The following is a 21,667-nucleotide window of genomic DNA, read 5'->3' as shown; positions in this document are numbered from 1 at the left end:
ACGTGTCAGCAAACCCCGCCGCGTTCAAACGTCGGCATCCGAGCCCAGACCCACTCACCATACCTGCAAGGAATCACCTCATGACGCAATCCGCCGCACCACCCGACCACACCGGACAGGGCCGCAAGCTCGCGGTCGTCGTGGTGGGCCTGGCTGCCGTCGTCGTCGCCATGCTGTGCGCGTTCGCCCTCCCCTCGATCCACAGTGGCCCGCATAACGTCCCCATCGGCGTCACAGGTCCTCAGACTGCCACCGCGGCCGTGAGTAAGGCCCTGTCCGGCGAGGAATGGGACGTCACCACGTACGACGACGAGCAGGCCCTCAAAGCGGCGATAGAGGATCGCGACGTCATGGGCGGCATGGTCCTCGACTCGGGCCACATCACCGCGTACACCGCCACCGCCGGAGGGGCCCAGTCCACGGCCGCCCTGACCAACGCGGTCACCGCCCTCGCCAAGCAGCAACAGGCCGACGTCACCGTCACCGACCTCAGGCCATTCACCGCCGACGACCCGAGGGGCGCGGGCCTGTCCTCCGCCGCCCTCCCCATGATCTTCGGCGGCATGATCCCCGCCATGCTCCTCTCGCGCCTCTTCCCCGGCCACGCCGGACGGTGGCTGCGCCTGACAGGAACCATCGCCTTCGCTGCGGTGGCGGGCTTCGCCGTCGCGGCCCTGCTCCAGTACGGCACGGGATCGCTGAGCGGCAACTACTGGATCACCAGCCTCGGCCTGTCGCTGGGCATGGCGGCGCTTGCCCTCACCCTCCTGGGCCTGCAGTCCCTGATGGGAATGACCGGCTACGGTCTCGGCGCGGCCGTCATCATGCTGCTGGGCAACCCGCTCTCCGGCCTCGCCAGCGGACCGCACTGGCTGCCCAACGGCTGGGCCACTGTCGGCCAGCTCCTCCCACCCGGCGCCTCCGGCAGCCTCCTGCGCGCCAACGCGTTCTTCGACGGAACCGGCGCCGGCGGCCCCGCCCTCACCCTTGGCTGCTGGATCCTACTCGGCCTCGCCCTGATCCTGATCGCCGACCAGCGCGGCTCCCGCCAGAGCGCCACAGACCAGCCGGCCCCCCAAGCCCAGCTCGTCTGACAAAAGAACGAGGCACGAGGGCGGCGCCGCAGAGCGCCGCCCGAAGCCCTTCCCTGCAACCCCCACTGCATCGGACCGACGAGCAACCACGGCCACCACACCACGCAGATGTCCGCGGCTGCCGTCCCGCCTCCGGACGAAGGTCGCCGCACCGATGGCACACGTATGGCTCCACGGGCACGAGCCCGAAACCGTCGGAAGCGATGACCCCGCCCTGGTCCTTGTCCGCGCCGACACCCTCCTCGCCCTCAGCAGCACATCGCTCCGGGTCACAGGACGCCTCCATGCCTGCGCCGACATCGTCCTGGCGCAGGCACAGCCAGGCAGTCCCCTGCCCGGCGACTTCCACCTGGGTCTGGTGGCCCTCCTCGGCCGCGCCCGGCAGATGGCGTCCTGCACGGGCGACGACATCGTCCTCACCGTCACCCAGCGCGACGGCGTCCCCGAATGGACCCTGATGCGAGCGGAGGATCTGTGGTGACCCCGACATCAGCGCATCGGCCACCGGCTGTGACACGCCACAAGGCCGGGCTGCGCGAACGTAAGAAGGCCAAGACCAGGACAGTCATCCAGACCGAGGCCGTACGGCTGTTCACCGAACATGGCTACGCTCCCATCACGGTCGAGCACGTCGCCGCAGCCGCCGACGTCTCCCCCAGCACCGTGTTCCGCTACTTCCCCACCAAGGCCGACCTGGTCCTCGCATCCGACGGTGGTTCTCTGTCCGCCCTGGACGCCTTGCGACACCTGGCAGCGGCACCGGCAAGCGGCCGCACCGACGGCGGGCCCGGACGTCCGGCGGCGTCCGAATCCGGGCGGGACGCTCTGACAGCGCGCAGCCGCTGGCGACTGATCCTCACCGTGCCTGACCTCCGCACCGCTCTGCTCAGTACCTTTGAGGACGACGTCCAACACCTGGCCCACCGTTTGGCGCACCGCACCGGGCAGCAGGCCGACCCCTGCGTCCGCGCGGATGCCGGCGCCATGCTGGGCGCCCTGCTCGCCGTCGCCCTGAACTGGGCGGAAAGCGCCGACGCAGCTCCGACCCCGGTCCTGGACACAGCTCTCCAGCGCATCGCCCACGGAGTACCCTCCGCCGGACTCGGACTCTCGGCCCTGCTCGAGCTCGAAAGCACTGAGGCCCCCGCACCGCCGAGCATCTCGGAACCGCATCGCGGGGACGCCGGCAGAAGGAAGCCACTGTGACCGGAGCGACGAGAACGAAACCGATTGCGGACTGGCTTCGCGAACCGCTCGCCCACTGGGACCTCGACTCTCTGATCGAGCGCATCGCGGCCAGAGGCACGGAGGGGGCATTCCCGGGCCGCCGCGAAGACGCCCCCTTCGTCGAGCTGCTCCGGAGCAGTGTCTCCGAGAACCTGCGGCATCTGCGGCATTACATGCTCGGCACGGTCGACTTGGAGTCTCTGGAGCTCAGGGAACCGCTGCGGTTCGCGCGCAAGCAGGCCGAGATCGGCAGTTCGCAGAACGCACTGCAGCACTCCTACCGGCTGGGGATCCAGGCCGCGGTCGAGGACTGGGGCTCCGTCGTGGCCGAGGAGGGGACCGGCCGGGGACTGCCGACCGCCACCGTCGCCGCTGATCTGGTGGCGAGCGTCGCGCGTATGCTGGAGTATTCGGATGCCGTGCAGGGAATGGTCGCCGCCGAGTTCGCGGATCAGGAGGCCGAACTCCGCCGAACCGGGCAGCAGATACGTCGGCAGATCATCCTGGACCTGCTGAATCGGACGGATCCGGTAGACACCTCGGATCTTCTGTCCGTGCTCGGATACGACCTGACACACGTGCATCTGGCGATACAGATCAGCGACATCGCGCCTTCCGAGGCGACGCGCATCGCCCAAGATCTGAGGCACCTCTCCGGGGCCGGCGGACTGTTGCCGATGCCTATCGGGGTTGCGGAGACGGTGTTCTGGCTGGGCCGTCCACGCTCGTGGCCCCTAGCCTCGGTCGAAGTGATCCTCTCCGAAGGGTGGCTGCGGGAACTGACGATGTCAGTGACGCGCCCCGCGGCGGGCGTTCCGGGCCTGAAGCAGACCCACCGCGAACTCGCGGAAATGGCGAAGCTCCGCACCGTCGGCCCCATGATCGGTCGGGTGCTTCACTACCCGGACGTGCAGCTCGACGTGTTGCTGCTCCAGGCGCCTGAGGCCGCACGGCGCTTTGTCGAGGACGAACTGGGACCACTGGCCGAGGACTCCTCGTCGGCCGAGCGGCTCCGGCAGACCGTGGAAGCGTCGTACGCGTATGGAAGCCACGTGCAGACCGCTGTGGCCCTGGGAGTGCATGAGCACACCGTCCGCAACCGGCTGCGACGTGCCGAGGAACTCCTCGGCCACTCCTTGGCGGAGCGCCGGACGGAACTCCAGATCGCTCTGCGGTTGCGCGCGACGATGGGCCTGCCGTCGAAGGACAGCTCGGACACGACGGGCTTGGCCTCCGGGCTCTGACGAGGAACGCCGGTCGCGGCCTACGGCTTCGGCGCAACCGTGCTGCGACCGGCGAAGGCGGCCACCGCGTCCGCGAAGACGTCGGGTTGGTCGATACTGACGAAATGCCCGGCGCCCGGCACGACTTGGACCCGCCCGCGGATGCCCAGCGCCTCGGTCACGGCGGCGGAGTACGCCACAGTCGGACTTGCGTCGCCGAAGAGTGCGTCCACGGGCACAGTGGCTCCTTCGAGGGCGGCGCGGATGTCGTACCGCCGGATGGCCCACATGACGCCCATCATCGACCGTGCGCCGGCCTTGTTGCGGTCGATGTTCCACCGGTGGGCGACTCCCTCTGCGGCCGGTTGCACAAGCCGGGCCTGCACCTGGTCAGGCGTCATGGTGGGGACGGCGAAGAGCGTCTCCACGGTCGCCCAGTTCCGGGCGAACCACTGCTCCCCGCCGAACTGGAACTCCACGAGGAACGCGCCAGCCAGCTGCTCGCCTCGTCGTGCCGCGAGGGACGCGGCGATGAAACCGCCCACGGAGCAGCCCGCCACGAACGGTCGGTCAAGTCCCAGGTCATCGATCACCTCCGATGCGGCGTCTGCGTATCCGTCGATCGGTGTGTCCCACGGCACGGGATCGGAGTCGCCCTGCCCGGGCATGTCCCACGCGACGACGTGAAACCTTCTCGCCAGGTGCTCCATGGACGCCTCGAACTCTCGCCACGACAGCCCGTTGCTGTGCAGCAGCATCAGCGGTGGCCCGTCACCACCCCGTCGGACGTGCACTGTTCCCAGGGATGTCTCGACGAAGGGACTCGTGAACTCCGTGGCCGCGCGGGCTGCGGTGCTCTCCATGCTCATGGGCTCTCCACCTTCCGGGTGTGTGGATCACATATGGGTGACGGACGAACGCGGGCTCCGTCAGCGGTCGGGGGAGCGTCGTCGGAGGGTGGTGAATCGCTCGAGAGCGGCCCAGTCGTCGACGGCCTCGCGACTGACCACGTCCTCTGGGCGGGCGCCCTGGAGGATCCTCTTGATCGGGATCTCGATCTTCTTTCCCGTGCGCGTGTGCGGCAGGGAGTCGACCGGCACGACGTCGTCAGGCACGTGCCGGCGGGACAGCGTTGATCGGATCTCCTCCACCAGACGCGTGCGCAAGCCGTCGGTGAGCACCTCGCCGGGGCTCAGGACGACGAACAGGGGCATCCAGTACCCGCCGTCCGAGTCCTCGATCCCCAGAGTCATCGCCTCGACGATCTCTGGCAGCCGCTCCGCGGCATGGTTGATCTCCGCGCTGCCCAGCCGCACCCCACCGCGGTTGAGGGTCGCGTCCGACCTGCCGTGCACCGTCAGCGTGAGATCGTCGGACCAGAAGGTGACCCAGTCGCCGTGCCGCCAGACGCCGGGGTAGGCGGCGAAGTAACTCTCCCGGTATCGCTGATCGCCGGGATCGTCCCAGAACCGCAGCGGCATCGACGGTACCGGCCGGGTGATCACCAGCTCACCGACGGTGTCCCGGACGGGGCGGCCGTCCTCGGACCATGCGTCGAGTGCGACGCCCAGGACCGGTCCGGGGATTCGCCCCACCCGGACGGGGAGGGTCGGGGCGCCCCCGGCGAACGCGCCGACGACTTCCGTGCCACCGGTGACGGAGACGAGCGGCACGTGATCGCCGACGGCCTGCCGCGCCCAGTGGTAGACCGAGTCGGCCAGCGGCGCGCCGGTCGATCCGACGGTCTTCAGCGCTGCCAGGCCGTACGTGGCGCGCGGGGTCAGCCGCTGCTTCTCGCTGATCGCCAGATAACCGGCGCTCGCCCCGAACAGCGTCGCGCTCGTCTCCTCCGCGAGCTGCCACAGCCGGCCGGTCTCGGGATGGGTCGCGTCGCCGGCGTAGGTCACGAGGCAGGCCCCGAGCAGGAGCACCGAGACGTTGAGGTTCCACAGCATCCAGGTGGGCGTCGTATACCAGAACCACCGGTCGGACGGGCCGATGTCGAACTGGAGCCCGAGCTGGGCGAGGTGAGAGAGGAGCACCCCGCCGTGTCCGTGGACGATGCCTTTGGGCTTGCCCGTGGTGCCGGAGGTGAAAACCACCCACAGGGGATGGTCGAAGGCGACCTGCGCCGTGTCCAGCTCCGGGTCACCTGCTGTGGCATCGGCCCAGGAGACCGCGTCGGGGCCCCGGAACCGGGGCGTCGGCAGTCCTAGGGAGGGCACTGTCACGACGGCTCGCACCGTGGGGAGGAGCTCCGCCAGCGCCGAGACCTCCGCGCGCCGGTCGAACCGCTTGCCTCGGTGCTCGTAGCCGTCCACGGTGACCAGGACGGCCGGGTCGAGCTGCGCGAGGCGGTCGGCCGCTCCGCTCGCCGCGAAGTCCTGCCCGCACACGGCCCAGGTGGCACCGACCGCGGCGGCGGCCAGGAACGCCACGACAGCGTGCGGGGTGTTGGGCAGGTAGCCGACCACCCGGTCTCCCTCGCCGATGCCGAGGCCGCGCAACGTGCGGGCCAGGGCGGCGACCTGGCGGCGGAGTTCGGGCCAGGAGATCTCGCTGCGCTCACCGGACTCGGTGACATGGACCAGCGCCGGCCCATCGGCCTCCTGATGGCGAAGGACGTGGTCGGTGTAGTTGAGCCGGCTGCCCGGGAACCATCGTGCGCCGGGCATCCGCTCCTCTGCGAGGACTTGGTCGTAGGCTGCGGAGAAGCGGACGTCGTAGAAGTCCGCGACCGCCTGCCAGTATCCAGCAAGGTCACTGACCGACCATCTCCACAGGTCGTGATAGCCGGCGAGCCCGAGCCGGAGGCGATCGTTGACAGCCCGCCGGAATTTCTCGACCTGCGAGTTCCGGGCGAGGGCGGGGTCGGGTGACCAGACAAGTTCCGGCTCCGAGCCGGGGCCTGACCCTACGGCGGTGTGCTCGGTCACGCCGACGCCTCCTCGCGCTGGTGCACCGGGCACACACTGCCCCCGGCGAGCTCTCGCGCGCGGGCCTTCGCGAGCGCGGTGTACTCCAGGACCGCCGCGGCCGCGGCGTCCGCGTCGCGTCGCTGCAGCGCCTCAAGCAGCCGACGTTGTACGTCGATGAACCGGTGGGACGACTGCGCGGTCACCCCCTGCAGGCGCGCCATGATCTGCGCGAGGTGCAGGCGCTCGAACCCGGTGAGGAGCGCCGTGTTGTGGGCCAGTGCGATCACCGACCGGTGAAACTGGAAGTTCGCCTCCATGAACGCCTGCGTGTCGGTGAACATGTCGTCCACCATGAGTGCGGCCATGTCCTCGAACCGGTCGGACAGCCGGGCCAGTTCGTCGTCCCCGGCGCGGTCCAGGCCGGCCCGGATGACGCCCAGTTCGATGACCGAGCGCGCTTCGTACGCCTCCTCGGCCGCGCGGACGTCGAAGGCGGTGATGCCGTACCCCTCGCCCGGTAGCCATTCGACGATGCCCTCGGTGCTGAGCCGGGTCAGCGCGTAGAAGGCGGCAGACTCCTCGATGCCGATCTCCTTGGCGACAGCGCTGCCCTCGCGGAATCCCTGCACCCACCCGCCACTGAGGATGAGGGCGCGGACGGCGTCGTACGCCTTCTCGTCGTCGACGTGCTGGAACCGACCGAAGCCGCCCCGGTAGTAGGTCAGCGGCTGCCCGGCCAAGGCCCGGGCGCGGACAACGCGACCGATGACGATTCGGTGCGTGGCGACGTCGATGGTCTCGGCCACCTGGCACTCGATCTGGGCGTGCGCGTCCCGTAGCAGAGGAACTCTCTCCGGAGTGGTGACGACTGCCACGCCCCGGAACTTGTCGTCGCTGGGCACGGCGAACTGGCTCGCCATCGCTTCCTGTCCCGTTCCCAGGACGTTGATGCCGAACATCCCGGCCGTCAGGACGGCCTCCGCAGTGGGGGTGCTGCGGTTCAGGCACGCCAGCATGGTCGGCGGGTCGAGGGACAGGGACGTCACCGAACTCGCCGTCATGCCGTAGGACCGGCCGTCGACGCTGGTCGTGATCACGGTGACACCACTGGCGAGATGACCGGCGATGCGCCGGAACGAATCGCGGTCCGTGCCGTCGCAGTCGATCGTTGTTCTCGGCATACGAAGAGCTCCTTCCTGATCGGGGCGGTGCTCAGCCGACGACTTCGGCGGGCGCTGTGGGCACTGTCCTGTCCAACTCCGCGTTCACCGCGGGCAGTACCTCGTTCGCCATCAGTTCCATGGACCGCCGGCCCAGGCGTTCGTCGACCCAGTCCATGCCGGCGTAGACGATCTCCCCGAAGCCACCGAGGTCGTGGTCGAGGACGAGGAGCTGCTCCGTCACGGATTCGGGGGTGCCGGTGATGACGAGCGCGTCAAGCACGCTTTCGAGTGTGACCTCGCTGTCGGGCCGGTCCTGATCCGCCTTGAAGAGATTGAGCCGCCCAACCGTGCCCATCTTGCGCACCATCTTGTCGTAGTAGAGCCGGTAGGGGCTTTGCGGGTCGTCGCGCCCGTACGCGGCAGCCGTCGCCGCGTCGTCCGCGACGAAGATGGTGCGGGCCACCCGCCAGTCCGCCCGGTCGGCGGTCCTGCCCACGGACTCCGCGCCCTGGACGTAGTTCGGCCAGTGCGTGGCCACCCATTGCGGCAGCAGGAAGTTCGCCGAGAGCGGGTGGAAGTCGCGGGCGCCCATCGCCACGACACCCTTCGAGTAGGGCGCGACCACTGTGCCCACGATCTCCGGGCGGGGCTGTTGCAGCGGGCCGCGCACCGCTCCGAACCCGAGCTCCGGTGCGAGGGTCCGCCGGGTGGTGACGTGATAGCGGTTGCCCGGCGCACCGATGTCGTACGGCGGCTCTCCCTGCCACAGCTCGGTGATCACGTCGATCGCCTCGGCGAACATGGCGTTGCGGTCCTCGTCCAGGATGCCGAGCAGTTCCGCGTCCGAGGGCAGGGCGCCCGGGCTCACTCCCAGGATGAAACGCCCGCCGGCGAGGTGGTCGAACATGGCCGCGTTCGCGGCGATCAGCGCCGGGTGGCTGTGCGACAGGTTGCTCGTCCCCGTCGCGAGCCGGATCTGGGTCGTGTGGTGGATGAGCGTCGCCAGGTACAACATGGAGTTGGTGACGCTCTCCGAACGGTCCGTCAGGTGCTCGCCGATGAAGGCGTCATGGAATCCCAGGCGGTCCGCCAGGATGATCGCCTGCCGGTCCTCCTCAAGGGTCTCGCGCCAGTCCCGGTCCTGTGGGTGGAAGGGCATGGCGAAATAGCCGAGCCTCATGCGTTCTTCTCCTCGCGTTGCTACGGGCCGGACCGTTCGCCCACGTCCCCGGCGAACCGGCCGCCGGCTTGCGCGCGGTTCGCCGCGAGATGCCCGATGAGTGGTGGATGGAGCGGGCTGCCGAGTGGCGCCGGACAGCAGTCAGGGATCGTGTGGCTGTCGGCTTGTCTGCTCGATGGGCCAGCCACGATCGAGAGGGAGTCTCAGTCGCGGCTGGTGTCGGATCAACTGTGGTCTCTGGTCAAGCCGTTGCCGCTCGGACATGACCTGCTGTCGGCGCCTGGCCGTTTGGGACGAGGCCGGAACGAGTTCCCCCGGTCGCCGACCTGATCACCCATCCGAACTCTCAGGGACGGTGGGTGAGTGCCGGCAGCCCCGGGGTGTCGAAGAGCAGCTTGCCCTCTCCGGTGAGGTGTCCCAACTCGGAGCGGGTCCGGGACCACATCGGCTCCGGGAGGGTGGCGCGCACGGCGGCCTGTCGTTCCTCCCGCTCCCGCAGCATGCGTCGGATGAACTGGTCGGCGGCGATCTGGAGTTCGACGCCGTATGCCTCGGTCAGGTCGAAGCCGTGCGGGGCCTCGCCGACGATGTGGAGGTCGACCGTCACCCCGGCGTCACGCAGAGTCCGGTACATCGCGAAGCTGCCCTCGGCGGGGGTGTACCCGTCGTCGCCGCCGAGCCAGAACATCGTCGGCGGGTATCCGGGTCCCGCGTACGACAACGGGCTGGCCCGTCGCACGGTTTCCTCGTCCTCCCCGTCCTCGAACAGGAGGTAGGCGGGCATGCTGCCGTCGACGGCGGGCAGCGGATAGGTCATCCTCGGCTGATCGGGGTCCGTCAGGTAGAACTGGCAGACCGGATACGCCGTGACGACCGCGGCAACGCCGGTGGAGACACCGGGCGTTCCGCTCTCGCCCTCCCATTCGGGGTCGTCCTGTGTGCCGGCGCATATCAGGGAGAGATGGGCGCCCGCACTGTGTCCCTGGAGCACGATCTGGTCGGGGTCGATCCCGAACTCCTCGGCCTTGCTCCGGGTCCAGCGGATCGCGGCCTTGACGTCGTGCAGGCTCGCCGGCCACGGTGCCTCTTCGAGGAAGCGGTACTCGGGGGCGACGACCGTGTACCCGAGAGCGCTCATCCGCTCGCACATGTGGCGCAGCATCTGGCGGCTTCCCCGCCGCCAGGCACCGCCGTGGACCTGGATCACGGCGATGCCGATGTCGTTGTCGGGGTCAGGCCGGTAGACATCGGCCAGCAGATCGCGCCCGGCGTAGCCGTAGGGCACGTCCTCCTTGATGGGTGGCTGCATGGATCATCCTTGTGTTCAGAAGGGGGGCTAGTGGACGGCCGTGGTCACGCCTTATCGGTGACCGGTGTCAGGGTGTGCCGGAGCCGGCGCCGCTGAATCCGCCAGCCCTTGTCGGTGAGCCGGTACTCGTCGGCGAACGAGGCGAACCGCACGGGCGCCCGCTCGGAGCCGAAGATCTCGGCAATCAGGACGTGTCCACGACTCGTGGCGGACTGCTCGTCGAGGACGTCCACGATCACGTCCGAGGACATGTGGACCATTCCCCGGTCCGATGGGCCCGCGGCGAGGGCCGACCGCAGAGCGGCCGTCCCCCTGAACTCCTTGCCCGCGAAGTCGTACAGGCAGTCCTCGGTGAAGAGGGCGAGGATTCCGTCGTGGTCGCGTTCGTCGGCCCGGTGGTTGAACGCATGGACCAGGCGCAGGCAGGCCCGCTCGATCGCGGCGATCGCCGACTCCTCAAGGGGTACGTCCGGGGCGCTGGTCATGACGACTCCCCCTCGACCTCGATGGCCCCCGTGGGGCAGTTGGCGATCGCCTGACCGACCGCGGCTTCGTTCTGCGGGGTCAGCTTCGGGTCGATAAGCACGACCGCTCCGTCGTCGCCGAGGTCGAACACCTCTGGTGCGATCGCGAAGCACATGCCGTTGCCGCAGCATGCCTCCCGGTCCACTCGGATGGTTGCCACCACGGGGTCCTCCTCTGGTGTCTCTGCCGTCGTGCGGGGTGTGTCGGTGACGCCGTGTGAGGTGGTGATCCGTGCCGTCATGCGGCGTTCAGCCGGATCACGCAGCGCCGGACCCTCGAGGCGAACGGGCCGTAGGAGTTCCTCAGCGGCTCGGCGAGCTCGGCGTCCGGGAACGCCGCGGGGAACTGGGTGAGGAACTCCTGCATCTCCAGGCGGGCCAGATGTTGACCGAGGCAGGTGTGGGCACCCGAGCCGAAGTTGATCGGGCCAGGGCGCATCGTGCGGTCCGGCCGGAACTCCATGGGTTCCTCGAACACCCGCGGATCGAGGTTCGCCGACCGCACATGCAGGAAGACCGGCCGGCCTGCCGGGATGGTCAGGCCCTTGTACTCGAACGTCTCCACCGGAAAGCGCATGATCGAACTGACGATCGTGGCGTGACGCAGGGACTCCTCGGCGATCTGGGCCGGCGCGTAGGTGCCGGCCGCGGCCGCGGCCCACTGCCCCGGCTCCCCGAGCAGGGCGCCGAGAGCCCAAGTGAGCTGGTGGGCGGTGTTGTCGATGCTGGCCGCCAGGAGCATGCCGGCCTGGTCGAGGAGGTCCTGCTCGGTCAGCTTGCCGTCGCGATTCATCTCGATCAGATCCGACAGCACATCCTCCCCCGGCGTGCGCCGCCGCTCCGCCAGAAGCTCGCCGAGCAGGTCCATCAGCTCGTGGTAGGCCGCCACGTGTTCCGCCGTGCGGTCCGTCCCGCGCTCGATCAACGGCGTCAGCATGCTGTCGGCCAGCCTCGCCGCCGTCGGCCCGAGCTCCGGCGGAGCCGAGACAAGGTGGCAGAACATCTCCGCCGGGATGATCTCACCGAGTTCGTCCAGAACGTCGATGACCGGACGGTCGGCGACCCTGGCGATGGCACGCTCCACGATCGACCGGGCCGCCTCCCGGTGCCTCTCCGCCCGGCGGGGAGCGAAGAAGGCGGACAGCGGCAGCCGGGCCTGGACGTGCGGATCGCCGTCCAGCGTCAGGATCGAACGCTCGTGGTAATCATGCACGGGCCCCTCGGTGATCCCCATCTCGTGGACGCGGTTCATGATCCGGTGAGGCTGCTTCTGCAGGTTGCGGTCACGGAGCAGACGTGACACGTCCTCGTACCGGAACACCTCGAGTCCACGGTCGCTGGCGGCGATCCACGTCCGCTCCCGGAGCTCGTTCAGCAGCGGGGTCGGATCGCTCTCCTCGTTCGCGATCCAGTCCCACTCCATGCGCGGCAGTTCGTTCAGATCCAGCTCGGCGGTGGCTGATCCCACAACATCCTCCTTGATGCTCGTGCGGGTTCGTGGTCCGTGTGCCCGCGGGTCGGCGGGCCGGTATGGGGGGCGAGACGGCGCGGAGGCCGGGACGGCGATCACCGTTCCCATCGGATGACGGCGCTCCGCAGCTTCAGGGCGAGCCCGTACAGGACCAGGCCCACGACCGCCAGGATGACGACCACCGCGAACATCAGGTCCGCGTTCACGTTCACGGTCGCGCTCTGCAGCAGCGTGCCCATGCCGGGGATGCCGGCGAGGAGCTCGGTGAAGACCGCCGAGAGCAGCCCGAAGCTGATGGCGTTGGGGACGACGGCGAACGTCCAGATGACGACCATGGGCAGTCGCACGGTCCGCATGACCGCGGCCTTCTTGGCGCCGAGCAGTTTGGCGTTGTCCAGCATGGCCTGCTGGATGGTCAGCCCGCCCTCGTAGGCGTTGAAGAAGCCCAGGAAGAACACGGTCATCGCCACGGAGATCACCGAGGCCCCTCGCGACGGCCCGACCAGAATCACGATGACGGGGATCAGCGCGACCCGGGGGACGGAGTTGAGAATGACGATGAACGGCCGCAGGACGTCACTGAGCTTGGGGCTGTTGCTCAGTATCAGCCCGGCCAGCGCGCCGAGCACCAGACCGATCGTCGCGCCCACGATGGTCCCGAAGAGTGTGGTGTACAGATAGGACCACAACGACGCGCCCGGGACGTTCCCCGCGACGAGGTCCCAGACCGACTCCGCCACCCGTGACGGCGCACTGATGAAGAACGGGTCGAGCCACTTCACGTCCCCGGCGATGCCCGGGATCCGCGGCACGTACTCCCACGCCAGCAGGAACCCGGCGACACACGCCAGCTGGATCACGAGCCGGGTGACCGCCCACGACACCCTGATGCGGCGCCGATCCCGTGTCGTGACCTTCCCCGGAGCAGCGAGGGGCGCGTCGAGTTGCGTCGTCATGCTCCCACCTCCGTCTCGGCGGACTGCTGCCGGAAGTCGTGCCAGATCTGGCCGTACATCTCCAGGAACCGTGGATCGGAGCGGACGTCGAGCAGGTCGCGATCGGTGCCGAACGGCGTGCGGTACTCCTGGACGATCGTCGACGGTCCCTTGCTGAGCAGCAGGATCCGGTCCGACAGGCTGACCGCCTCCCCCAGATCGTGGGTGACCAGCACGGCGGTGATGCCGAACCTGCGGACCAGCTGGTAGACGTCCTGGTGGACGGAGATCCTCGTCGGCTCGTCGAGCGCCGAGAACGGCTCGTCGAGGAGCAGCAGGGCCGGCAGCGGCGCGACCGCCGTGAGCACCGCGACCCGCCGCCGCATTCCGCCGGACAGCTGCGAGGGGTACGAGTCGGCGAACCGCTCCAGACCCACCATCGCCAGCAGCTCCGTGATGCGCTGCCGACTCCGCGAGGCACGCTCGCCCTGGAACCGATGGAAGAGACGGACGTTCTCCGCGACCTTCAGCCAGGGCAGCAGGGTGTCCTCCTGGAACACCATCGTGCACGTGTGGCGCCCGGCCTCTGGCTCGGCACGGACCAGAGCACCACCCGAAGGGTCGCGCAGACCGGCCAGGATCCGGAGCAGAGTCGACTTCCCGCAACCGCTCGGTCCGACGATGCTCACGATCTCGCCCTGCTCTATGTCGGTCGTGAAGTCTCCGAGGGCCTGCAGGCCGTTCGGGTAGCGGTAGCTCAGCCGCGTCGCCGTCAGGGCACTGCCCAGCCCCTCAGGCCGTACCGCGTCCCCGGAGGCCTGTCCCAGAGTGTTCGTGACCACGTGGCTTCTCCTTCTACGACGGGGCGGGGCAAGGGCCCCGCCTGCGGGTGCGTCGGACACGCGGGTCAGCTCGCGTCGAGGTAGGACATGTCGACCGCAGCGGAGTAGGCGAGCTTGGGGTCGTCGGGCGAGAAGTCCGACAGCCCCCAGTGCTGCATGCTGGTCAGAGAGGTCCGCCAGCCTTCCTCGGTGATCCGGCCGGCGTTCGCACCGTACGGAGTCCGCGCCTTGAGGTCAGTCCAGCCGATCGCCAGGCTCTCGACCGGGTTCTGCGCGAAGTCCGGATCCTTCTTGACGATCTCGGCGAGCTCTTGCGGGGTTGAGCTGTGTACGACGGCTGACGCCTCCTTCAGCGCACGGACGTATCGGGTGACGGCCTCACTCTTGGCCGAGAGGTTCTTCTTCATCCCCAGCATCGCGCCGGAGGGATACGCAGTGCCCGGGACTGCGGCGGCGCGCTGCTTGGCTGTCATGGCGAGCGGGTCGATCAGCATGCCCGCGTTTCCCGCCTTCGACAGAGCCGCGGCCTGCTCGGGCAGGACCACAGCCGCGTCCGCGGCACCGCTGGCGACGGCGGCGGTCAGGCCCTGCAGGCTGTCCTGGGTGGCGTTCTCACACTCGAGGCCGTAGGCCTTGGACACGTCGAGGAGCCAGCCGTAGAGGATCGTTCCGGCGCCGGTGACGGCGATCCGGCAATCCGATCCCTTGGCTCGCAGTTCCTTGAGGGTCAGGCCTTTCTGCCCGACCAGCGAGGCAAACGTCAGGCCGTAGTCGCTGTTGTTGAACACCACCGACACGTCCTTGCCCTGCGTCGCCAGGGGAACCGCGAACAACGTGCCCCCGACCAGCATGTCGGCTTTTCCTGAAACCAGCAGGGCAGCGGCGTTGCTGACACCTCCGGAGACCTGCTCCACCGTCAGGCCGTTCTTCTCGAACAGGCCCTTCTGCTTCGCGACGTAGTAGAGGCCGTGCGCGACGCCGGGCGATCCCACGACCGTCTTGAGCGTCTGGGGCGCGGCGTTGTCACCGCTTCCGCTCCCGTCATTGGTGGACGAACCGCACCCTGCGGCGAACAGCGTCACAGCGAGACCGGCCGCGACAAGCGCGAGTCGGGGAGCGGTCCGCAGACGTGCCCGGCCTTCTCGGGTCCGTCGTGACCGAGCGGAGTCGGTGGCCTTCTCAGGTCTGCGGAGTGCAGCGGAACGTGGGCTGATCATGGCGAGTCGGCCTCCATCGGCAGTCGCTCGTCGTTGAGCGGAGGTGTCACCGTGGCATGGCCGCCCGTTCACCACCATGACGGGATACGGCATCTTTCGGACACACAAGTTCACGGCAACCGTTAATGAGTCCTGCCTTCGTCAGCGGCACACTGACGTATCCCGGCACTCGTGGTGGAGCCTCACCCGTTCCAGCGCCCGCAGGTCTTGCCGGCGGCCTCTGTCCGCCGCGGACGCATCCGGAAAAGACCGCCGCGGATCGGGCAGCAACGCGCACTCCGAAGAGCGCACGTGAGAGGAGCACCAGCTTGGGAACGTCACTCAAGGGCCGGACGATGGTCATGTCCGGCGGAAGTCGGGGCATCGGCCTCGCCATTCTCGTGGCCGCGGCCAAGGAGGGCGCCAACGCCGTCATCCTGGCCAAGACGGACGCTCCTGATCCACGGCTGCCGGGTACCGTGCACACGGCGGTCGCGGCGATCGAGCGGGCAGGCGGCTCCGCCGTAGCGGTGGTCGGGGACGTCCGGCGTGCAGAGGACGTCGAGCGGGCGGTATCGACCGCGGCCGAACGGTTCGGCGGCGTCGACGTCTGCGTCAACAACGCCAGTGCCATCTCTCTGCTGGGCACCGAGGAGCTGCCGGTCAAACAGTTCGACCTGATGCAGTCGATCAACAGCCGGGGCACATTTCTGCTGACGCGCGCCTGCCTGCCCTTCCTCAAAAAGTCCGACCACGGGCACATATTGAGCCTGTCGCCCCCGCTCAACCTGTCGCCGCGGTGGCTGGGCGCCCACCCGGCCTACACGCTGTCGAAGTACGGAATGACCCTGCTGACCCTCGGATTCGCCGCCGAGTACGCCCACGCCGGGATCGCCGCGAACTGCCTGTGGCCGCGGACGACCATCGCTACCGCTGCTGTGGTCAACGTGCTCGGCGGCGAGGCCCTGGCGTCCCAGTCCCGGAACCCCGAGATCATGGCCGACGCAGCCGTCGCGGTGTTGGCTCGCCCACCTCGGGAACGCACCGGCCAGACGCTGATCGACACCGATGTCCTCGCGGAAGCCGGCATCGCCGACCTCGCCCGCTACGGCGGCGGAGACGAACCCGAACTCGACATCTTCGTGGACCCGCCGCAGTGACCACCGCACCCGAGGACCTGTCCATGACCCAGATTCACCACCGCCCGCACGGTGAGTGCGACACCGCCCCCACCACCGTCACCCTGGCCGCGGGCGAGTTCGAGGCCGATGTCCGGGTCGAGGAGAAGAAGGTGGTCTCCGACGGCGTGGTGACCCTCACCCTGCGAGAGGCAGCCGGCCATCCGCTGCCACCCTGGGATCCGGGTGCCCACGTCGACTTGATCCTGAAGGACGCGCCGACCCGGCAGTACTCGCTGTGCGGCGACGTCACCGACCACCACACGTGGCGGCTCGGCATCCTTCACGATCCCGACGGCCGCGGCGGCTCCCGCTACGTTCACGACCATCTTCAGGTCGGCGACACCGTCCGGGTCCGGGGACCGCGGAACAACTTCCCGCTGGTCGAATCACCGCGCTACCTGTTCATCGCCGGGGGGATCGGCATCACCCCCGTCCTCCCCATGATCGCGGCCGCGGAGGCAGCGGGGGCGGAGTGGCAGCTTGTCTACGGTGGCCGCCGGCGTGCGTCCATGGCCTTCCTCGACGAACTCGCCCACTACGGCGACAAGGTCTCGGTCCACCCGCAGGACGAGGCAGGTCTGCTCGACCTCGACGCCCTGCTCGGCACGCCCCAGCCCGACACGAAGGTCTACTGCTGCGGCCCCGAGCCCCTTCTGCGGGCGGTCGAACAACGCTGCGTCGGCTGGCCGCCACGCTCCCTGCACACCGAGCGCTTCACTGCCAAGCCGCTCACCGCACCGGTCCGGACGGAAGCGTTCGAGGTGTACCTCGCGCAGAGCGAGCTGACCCTTCCCATCCCACCCGACCGCTCGATCCTCGACGTCGTCGAAGAGGCTGGGGTCGGGGTGCTCTCGGCCTGCGGTGAGGGCACCTGCGGCACCTGTGAGACACCCGTGCTGGAGGGCGAGCCCGACCACCGTGACTCAGTGCTCGACGAGGGCGATCGGCAGGCCAACGACTGCATGATGATCTGCGTCTCGCGTTCGCGCACACCCCGGCTGGTCCTCGATCTGTGAGCAACTCGGGGTGAACGCGCAGATGAGCGCTGGCCAACGGGGGAGGCGAGCCAGCCCGCGCAGTCCCGGCCAAGCGGACGGCACAACCGCCACATCAGGTGACATGACACGCACGGCGAGCGTCCAGCGTGCCGTCGCTGCCCCTACGGGCGGTCGGGTGGTGGTTGTCGACGATGCCGACCGGGCGAACGAGGGAGACCCGGTCGTCGCGCCGGGTTCGTCACGCCGGGACAGGTGGCGTTCTTCGTGCGGTACGAGAGGAATCGGGGGCGCTCCGCTGCCGAGCGCTCGCGCCGCCATTGTCCAACCGCCGCCCATGGTCGCCGAGAACTCAGAAATGACCGGGGAGACCCTCCAATCACCGCGCTGCGACTGCGGCGTGGCCGCCGAGGGCTCGAACTCGCCGGTCGTTTCGTGCTCGCGACCGCCCCGGCTGCGCACAGCGTCCGCTGTCCGCGCACCAAGCGCGATCGGACGGGCACCACCTCGCGCTTGGCCGGAAGCCCACTCCCCTTCCCCTGGCCCCCTTTCCACAACTGCCCTCTACCGACGACCGTCCGAACACGGGGCGGTGCAGGGCCGAACACAACGACCCAAGAAATACAGCCGGGCTGACGAACAGCCGGCAAGAAGAAGGAGCACCCGATGCACGTGACCGACGCCTATCGTGCCGCCCGGGACCAATTGTTGGCACTGCGCGAGGACCACGCGCGAGCCGTGGCGGAGTTCCGCTGGCCCGAGCTGAGTGAGCGCTTCAACTGGGCGGTGGACTGGTTCGACGCGATCGCCAGGGACAACGACCGTCCCGCGCTGGTCCTGGTCGAGGAGGACGGCTCCTCCACCGAGAGAACGTTCGCACAGATGTCACAGGACTCCGACCGCCTGGCGGCATGGCTGGCCGGCCAAGGCGTCGGCAAGGGCGATCCGGTGCTGCTGATGCTCGGCAACCAGGTCGAACTCTGGCAGTCGATGCTCGCGATCATGAAGCTCGGCGCGGTGATCCTGCCGACGACCAGCGCGGTCGGTGCCGCTGACCTTGCCGACCGGATCGCCCGCAGCGAAGCCCGGCATGTCATCTGCAACGCGGTGGACGCGGGCCGATTCGCCGGGGTGCCCGGAGACTACAGCCGCTTCAGTGTCGGGCAGGCGCCCGGCTGGGCGGACCTTCGTGCTGCGGCGGAGCTGGACCACGTGCCTGTCACGCACCCGGGAACGGCGCCGAGTGACCCGCTGCTGCTGTACTTCACCTCCGGCACGACGTCGCGTCCGAAGCTGGTGGAGCACACCCAGGCCTCGTACCCGGTGGGCCACCTGTCGACGCTGTACTTCCTCGGGCTGCGGCCCGGCGACGTCCACCTCAACATCTCCTCACCGGGGTGGGCGAAGCACGCCTGGTCGTGCTTCTTCGCGCCGTGGATCGCCGAGGCCACCGTCTTCGTCTACAACTACAAGCGTTTCGACGCCGCCGCGCTCCTGAGCCAGCTGCGCGAACGGAAGGTCAGCACGTTCTGTGCGCCGCCGACGGTCTGGCGCATGCTGATCAACGCTGATCTCGGGCAACGCCCGCCCGCACTGCGGGAGGCCATCGGGGCGGGCGAGCCGCTCAATCCGGAAGTCATCGGGCAGGTCCGCCGGGCGTGGGGGCTGACGATCCGCGACGGGTTCGGGCAGACCGAGACCACCGCGCAGGTCGGTAACACCCCCGGCTCCGAGGTACGGGCCGGCTCGATGGGCCGCCCGCTGCCGGGGGTGCCGGTGATCCTCGTGGACCCGGAGAGCGGCCGGCCGCTCGACGGCCCCGGCGAGGGCGAGATCTGCCTCGATCTGTCCCGGCGACCGCTGTCGCTGATGCGCGGCTACCAGGGGGACGCCGAGCGCACTGCCGAGGCGATGTCCGGCGGCTACTACCACACAGGCGACGTGGCGGTCGCTGACCTGGACGGATACATCACCTACGTCGGCCGGACCGACGACGTGTTCAAGGCCAGCGACTACAAGATCAGCCCGTTCGAGCTGGAGTCCGTGCTCATCGAACACCCGGCAGTCGCCGAGGCCGCGGTCGTCCCGGCGCCGGACCCGGTGAGGCTGGCAGTGCCCAAGGCCTACATCGCGCTCGCGCCCGGCCACGAGCCGACGAAGGACACCGCGCAATCGATCCTGCAGCACGCACGGAACAACCTCGCGCCGTATCAGCGGGTCCGGCGGATCGAGTTCTTCGAGCTTCCCAAGACCATCTCCGGGAAGATCCGCCGCGTCGAACTGCGCGCCCGTGAGAACGACCCGGCACGGACCGGCTCCGCCGGGGAGTGGCGCGACGACCAGTTCCCCGACCTCAAGAGCTGAACCAACAGCGTGGCGAGCGGCCTGCGGGATGCTCGCCACGCCGCACCCCAGGGTGGTCAAGAACAGAGAGTCGCTGGCGAACGGGCACCATCAAGGCGCGCTCGCCCCGCAGCTCGGCCGCGGTCGGCTCTCGTCGTTAAAAGGCCCGCGGGAGTCCGGTTACCGACCCTGGGCCGACGCTGTCGGTTGCCGCTAGTTTGGCAGGTGCACGGGTTCAAGGGCGTGGACGGAGACCACTGCACTCGCGGAACACGGGCAGGCACACCCGGTCGACGATTTCCGCCGCTTCATTGCCTGTGGTCCTGCCGAAGAGAACGCGGTCGCGCAACATGATGGCGGGGAGTGCGAGGACGTCCGCAGGGAGGGGATTGGGCCCGAGCTCGCCGCGCGCGCGGGCCGGAGCAATGATGTCGCGCTCCAGATCGGCGGTGGCCCCCTCGATGAGCGCGGCCAGAGCGTCCAGGAGCTCAGCGTCGGCTTCGCCGAGCAAGGCACGGTACGTCTCCTCGCCGACCTGGGCGGCGCGTGCCTGCGCGGCTTCCAGGCAGGCGATCAAGTCGGTGCGCAGGGTTCCGGTGCACGGTGCCGGCGCTGTGTCTGTGAAGTAGGCGCGCAGGGCGGCGAGGACGAGCGTGGCGCGGGTGCTGTAGCGCCGGTATACGACGGGCTTGCTCGTTCCGGCCCGGCGTGCCACCCCCTCGAAGGTGACCCGCGCATAGCCATGCTTCCGCAACTCGTCGAAGGCTGCATCGAGAACCGCCCGTTCGACGGCGGCTGCCGTGCGGCGCGGACGTCTCTCACCCAAGACTCCTCCTAGATACGTTGCGTTTCTTGGAGAGCGAGTTCGATTTTAGAAACTCATAGTATCTAAAAAAGGAGATTGTCATGTCCGACCTCGCCACTCCGTCATCCGTCAGCATGAACGAAGCCGCGCTCGCCCGCCTGGACGCGTCGATCCAGGCCGACATCGACGCCGGACGCCACTACGGCGCCGCGGTCCTGGTCGCCCGCGGCGGGAAGATCGTGCACCGTACGGCACTGGGCACGATCGCCCCCGACCGCGACGCCGACGTCGACGACCGCTATGTGCTGATGTCGATGTCCAAGTCCTACACCGCCGCGCTCGTCCTGGCCGCCATCGACCAGGGCCGGTTCACCCTGGACACCTACATCGCCGACCTCGTGCCCGGCTACGGCGCCGCGGGCAAGGCCCACGGCACCGTCCGCCAGCTCCTGTCCCACACGGCCGGCCTCCCCTTCGCCTTGGTGCCCCCGCCGCTGGGCCTGGACAAGGTCGGCGACCTGCCCGCCAAGGTCGCCGCGATCAACGCCATGCCGCTCGCCTACACCCCCGGCACCCGCTGCGTGTACACCTCCGGTGTCGGCTACGACCTGCTCGGCCAGATCCTCGTCAACACCGACCCCAAGGGCCGCGGCTTCGGCCAAATCGCCGAGGAGGACCTGTTCGCCCCCCTCGGCATGGACAGCACCAGCTTCGGCTCGCCCCTTGGACGAGAACGCGGAGATGCCCTGCGGCAACGCCTACTCCTCCATCGACGACGTCTTCCGCTTCACCGAGGTCCTGCGCGGCCGCGGCACCGCCCACGGACAGCGCGTCCTGTCCCCCGCGCTGTTCGACTACGCCCGCAAGAACCACACGGGCGACCTCCTCAACGATGCCGTGGTCTCCGAAACCGAGGCCCGCCACCTGGACTCCGTGCCCGCCAAGTACACCCTCCTCGGCGGCTACACCCGCGGCACCGGCCACCACCTCACCCCGATCGGGCAGACCGCCTCCCCCGACACCTTCGGGGCCGTCGGCGGCGCCTCCACCGGCTGGATCATCGACCCACAGCGGGACCTGACCGTCATCTTCCTCTCTGCGGGATTCATCGAGGGACTCGACCACATGATCCGCCTCCAGCGCATCAACGACCTCGCCCTGGCAGCCGTCGAGGACTGAGCTCCAGCCTGTCCTCTTTGGCCGACGTACCGGGAGCCGTCCTGTCCGGGAATCAGGTGCGCACGCTCATACACAGCGTGCT

At 69.0% G+C, this 21,667-nt stretch carries 19 protein-coding genes and 1 pseudogene; 8 read left to right on the top strand and 12 right to left on the bottom strand.

The genetic code is table 11. The annotated features are described in order from the left end of the window. Window positions 1–80 precede the first annotated feature (80 nt). From OG252_RS45135 to OG252_RS45120, 4 genes are all read left to right on the top strand, one after another. Window positions 81–1,094, top strand: a complete 1,014-nt coding sequence (locus OG252_RS45135) for a hypothetical protein (protein ID WP_329343630.1) — start codon at window positions 81–83, stop codon at window positions 1,092–1,094. 154 nt (window positions 1,095–1,248) lie between these two features. Continuing rightward, window positions 1,249–1,575, top strand: a complete 327-nt coding sequence (locus OG252_RS45130; RefSeq protein WP_329343628.1) for a hypothetical protein — start codon at window positions 1,249–1,251, stop codon at window positions 1,573–1,575. Window positions 1,576–1,604: 29 nt separating this feature from the next. Beyond that, window positions 1,605–2,300 carry a TetR/AcrR family transcriptional regulator gene (locus OG252_RS45125; RefSeq protein WP_329343626.1) on the top strand — a complete coding sequence of 232 codons (696 nt, stop codon included), beginning with the start codon at window positions 1,605–1,607 and terminating at the stop codon, window positions 2,298–2,300. Beyond that, complete coding sequence (locus OG252_RS45120; protein ID WP_329343624.1) at window positions 2,297–3,565, top strand: PucR family transcriptional regulator; 1,269 nt, start codon at window positions 2,297–2,299, stop codon at window positions 3,563–3,565. Before OG252_RS45125 ends, OG252_RS45120 begins: the two co-directional genes overlap by 4 nt. Window positions 3,566–3,585: 20 nt before the next feature. Here the strand turns inward: OG252_RS45120 and OG252_RS45115 are convergent, their stop codons facing one another. The 11 genes from OG252_RS45115 to OG252_RS45065 all read right to left on the bottom strand — a co-directional run bounded on the left by OG252_RS45115 (window position 3,586) and on the right by OG252_RS45065 (window position 14,968). Then, window positions 3,586–4,413 carry an alpha/beta fold hydrolase gene (locus tag OG252_RS45115; RefSeq protein WP_329343622.1) on the bottom strand — a complete coding sequence of 276 codons (828 nt, stop codon included), beginning with the start codon at window positions 4,411–4,413 and terminating at the stop codon, window positions 3,586–3,588. A 60-nt stretch (window positions 4,414–4,473) separates the two neighbouring features. Next, on the bottom strand, window positions 4,474–6,480 hold the full coding sequence (locus OG252_RS45110; RefSeq protein ID WP_329343620.1) for an acetoacetate--CoA ligase: 2,007 nt from the start codon (window positions 6,478–6,480) through the stop codon (window positions 4,474–4,476). Further along, window positions 6,477–7,643, bottom strand: coding sequence for a flavin reductase (locus OG252_RS45105; protein ID WP_329343618.1), 1,167 nt, complete (start codon window positions 7,641–7,643; stop codon window positions 6,477–6,479). The genes OG252_RS45110 and OG252_RS45105 overlap by 4 nt, the downstream gene beginning before the upstream one ends. 31 nt (window positions 7,644–7,674) lie before the next feature. Continuing rightward, the gene (locus OG252_RS45100) at window positions 7,675–8,805 is read right to left on the bottom strand and encodes an LLM class flavin-dependent oxidoreductase (protein WP_329343616.1); all 1,131 of its coding nucleotides are present in this window, start codon (window positions 8,803–8,805) and stop codon (window positions 7,675–7,677) included. Window positions 8,806–9,151: 346 nt separating this feature from the next. After that, complete coding sequence (locus OG252_RS45095) at window positions 9,152–10,114, bottom strand: alpha/beta hydrolase (protein ID WP_329343614.1); 963 nt, start codon at window positions 10,112–10,114, stop codon at window positions 9,152–9,154. A 44-nt stretch (window positions 10,115–10,158) separates the two neighbouring features. Beyond that, window positions 10,159–10,599, bottom strand: a complete 441-nt coding sequence (locus tag OG252_RS45090; protein WP_329343612.1) for a nuclear transport factor 2 family protein — start codon at window positions 10,597–10,599, stop codon at window positions 10,159–10,161. Then, on the bottom strand, window positions 10,596–10,799 hold the full coding sequence (locus OG252_RS45085; protein ID WP_329343610.1) for a ferredoxin: 204 nt from the start codon (window positions 10,797–10,799) through the stop codon (window positions 10,596–10,598). The genes OG252_RS45090 and OG252_RS45085 overlap by 4 nt, the downstream gene beginning before the upstream one ends. Window positions 10,800–10,876: 77 nt before the next feature. Further along, window positions 10,877–12,106: a cytochrome P450 gene (locus tag OG252_RS45080; RefSeq protein ID WP_329343609.1), complete on the bottom strand. Its 1,230-nt coding sequence runs from the start codon at window positions 12,104–12,106 to the stop codon at window positions 10,877–10,879. Window positions 12,107–12,204: 98 nt separating this feature from the next. Next, window positions 12,205–13,065 carry an ABC transporter permease gene (locus OG252_RS45075; protein ID WP_329343607.1) on the bottom strand — a complete coding sequence of 287 codons (861 nt, stop codon included), beginning with the start codon at window positions 13,063–13,065 and terminating at the stop codon, window positions 12,205–12,207. Next, entirely contained in the window at window positions 13,062–13,886 is an 825-nt protein-coding gene (locus OG252_RS45070) for an ABC transporter ATP-binding protein (RefSeq protein ID WP_329343604.1), read from the bottom strand. The genes OG252_RS45075 and OG252_RS45070 overlap by 4 nt, the downstream gene beginning before the upstream one ends. Before the next feature lie 65 nt (window positions 13,887–13,951). Further along, entirely contained in the window at window positions 13,952–14,968 is a 1,017-nt protein-coding gene (locus OG252_RS45065; RefSeq protein WP_329343602.1) for an ABC transporter substrate-binding protein, read from the bottom strand. Between the two features lie 443 nt (window positions 14,969–15,411). On the opposite strand from OG252_RS45065, the gene OG252_RS45060 reads away from it, so the two are divergent. The 3 genes from OG252_RS45060 (at window position 15,412) to OG252_RS45050 (ending at window position 19,622) form a co-directional block, all read left to right on the top strand. Then, window positions 15,412–16,242, top strand: coding sequence for an SDR family oxidoreductase (locus tag OG252_RS45060; RefSeq protein ID WP_329343600.1), 831 nt, complete (start codon window positions 15,412–15,414; stop codon window positions 16,240–16,242). Between the two features lie 23 nt (window positions 16,243–16,265). Then, window positions 16,266–17,279 (top strand): PDR/VanB family oxidoreductase, encoded by a 1,014-nt coding sequence (locus tag OG252_RS45055; RefSeq protein WP_329343598.1) that lies wholly within the window; start codon window positions 16,266–16,268, stop codon window positions 17,277–17,279. A gap of 645 nt (window positions 17,280–17,924) precedes the next feature. Further along, window positions 17,925–19,622 (top strand): AMP-binding protein, encoded by a 1,698-nt coding sequence (locus OG252_RS45050; RefSeq protein ID WP_329343596.1) that lies wholly within the window; start codon window positions 17,925–17,927, stop codon window positions 19,620–19,622. Window positions 19,623–19,836: 214 nt separating this feature from the next. Here OG252_RS45050 and OG252_RS45045 read toward each other — a convergent pair whose 3' ends face one another. After that, the gene (locus tag OG252_RS45045) at window positions 19,837–20,427 is read right to left on the bottom strand and encodes a TetR/AcrR family transcriptional regulator (protein ID WP_329343594.1); all 591 of its coding nucleotides are present in this window, start codon (window positions 20,425–20,427) and stop codon (window positions 19,837–19,839) included. Between the two features lie 80 nt (window positions 20,428–20,507). Between OG252_RS45045 and OG252_RS52475 the strand changes: the two are divergent. Further along, a pseudogene (locus OG252_RS52475) lies at window positions 20,508–21,585 on the top strand (serine hydrolase domain-containing protein). Window positions 21,586–21,667: the final 82 nt, after the last annotated feature.

Origin of the sequence: Streptomyces sp. NBC_01352, assembly GCF_036237295.1 — a bacterium.
GTDB lineage: Bacteria > Actinomycetota > Actinomycetes > Streptomycetales > Streptomycetaceae > Streptomyces > Streptomyces plumbiresistens.
This window is presented reverse-complemented; position numbering and strand designations above follow the sequence as displayed.

Excerpts from the sequence above, each read along its gene's own strand:
- OG252_RS45115 (WP_329343622.1), bottom strand. The coding sequence starts at position 4,413 with ATGAGCATGGAGAGCACCGCAGCCCGCGCGGCCACGGAGTTCACGAGT.
- OG252_RS45100 (WP_329343616.1), bottom strand. The coding sequence starts at position 8,805 with ATGAGGCTCGGCTATTTCGCCATGCCCTTCCACCCACAGGACCGGGAC.
- OG252_RS45130 (WP_329343628.1), top strand. The coding sequence starts at position 1,249 with ATGGCACACGTATGGCTCCACGGGCACGAGCCCGAAACCGTCGGAAGC.
- OG252_RS45105 (WP_329343618.1), bottom strand. The coding sequence starts at position 7,643 with ATGCCGAGAACAACGATCGACTGCGACGGCACGGACCGCGATTCGTTC.
- OG252_RS45075 (WP_329343607.1), bottom strand. The coding sequence starts at position 13,065 with ATGACGACGCAACTCGACGCGCCCCTCGCTGCTCCGGGGAAGGTCACG.
- OG252_RS45095 (WP_329343614.1), bottom strand. The coding sequence starts at position 10,114 with ATGCAGCCACCCATCAAGGAGGACGTGCCCTACGGCTACGCCGGGCGC.
- OG252_RS45135 (WP_329343630.1), top strand. The coding sequence starts at position 81 with ATGACGCAATCCGCCGCACCACCCGACCACACCGGACAGGGCCGCAAG.
- OG252_RS45050 (WP_329343596.1), top strand. The coding sequence starts at position 17,925 with ATGCACGTGACCGACGCCTATCGTGCCGCCCGGGACCAATTGTTGGCA.
- OG252_RS45055 (WP_329343598.1), top strand. The coding sequence starts at position 16,266 with ATGACCCAGATTCACCACCGCCCGCACGGTGAGTGCGACACCGCCCCC.
- OG252_RS45090 (WP_329343612.1), bottom strand. The coding sequence starts at position 10,599 with ATGACCAGCGCCCCGGACGTACCCCTTGAGGAGTCGGCGATCGCCGCG.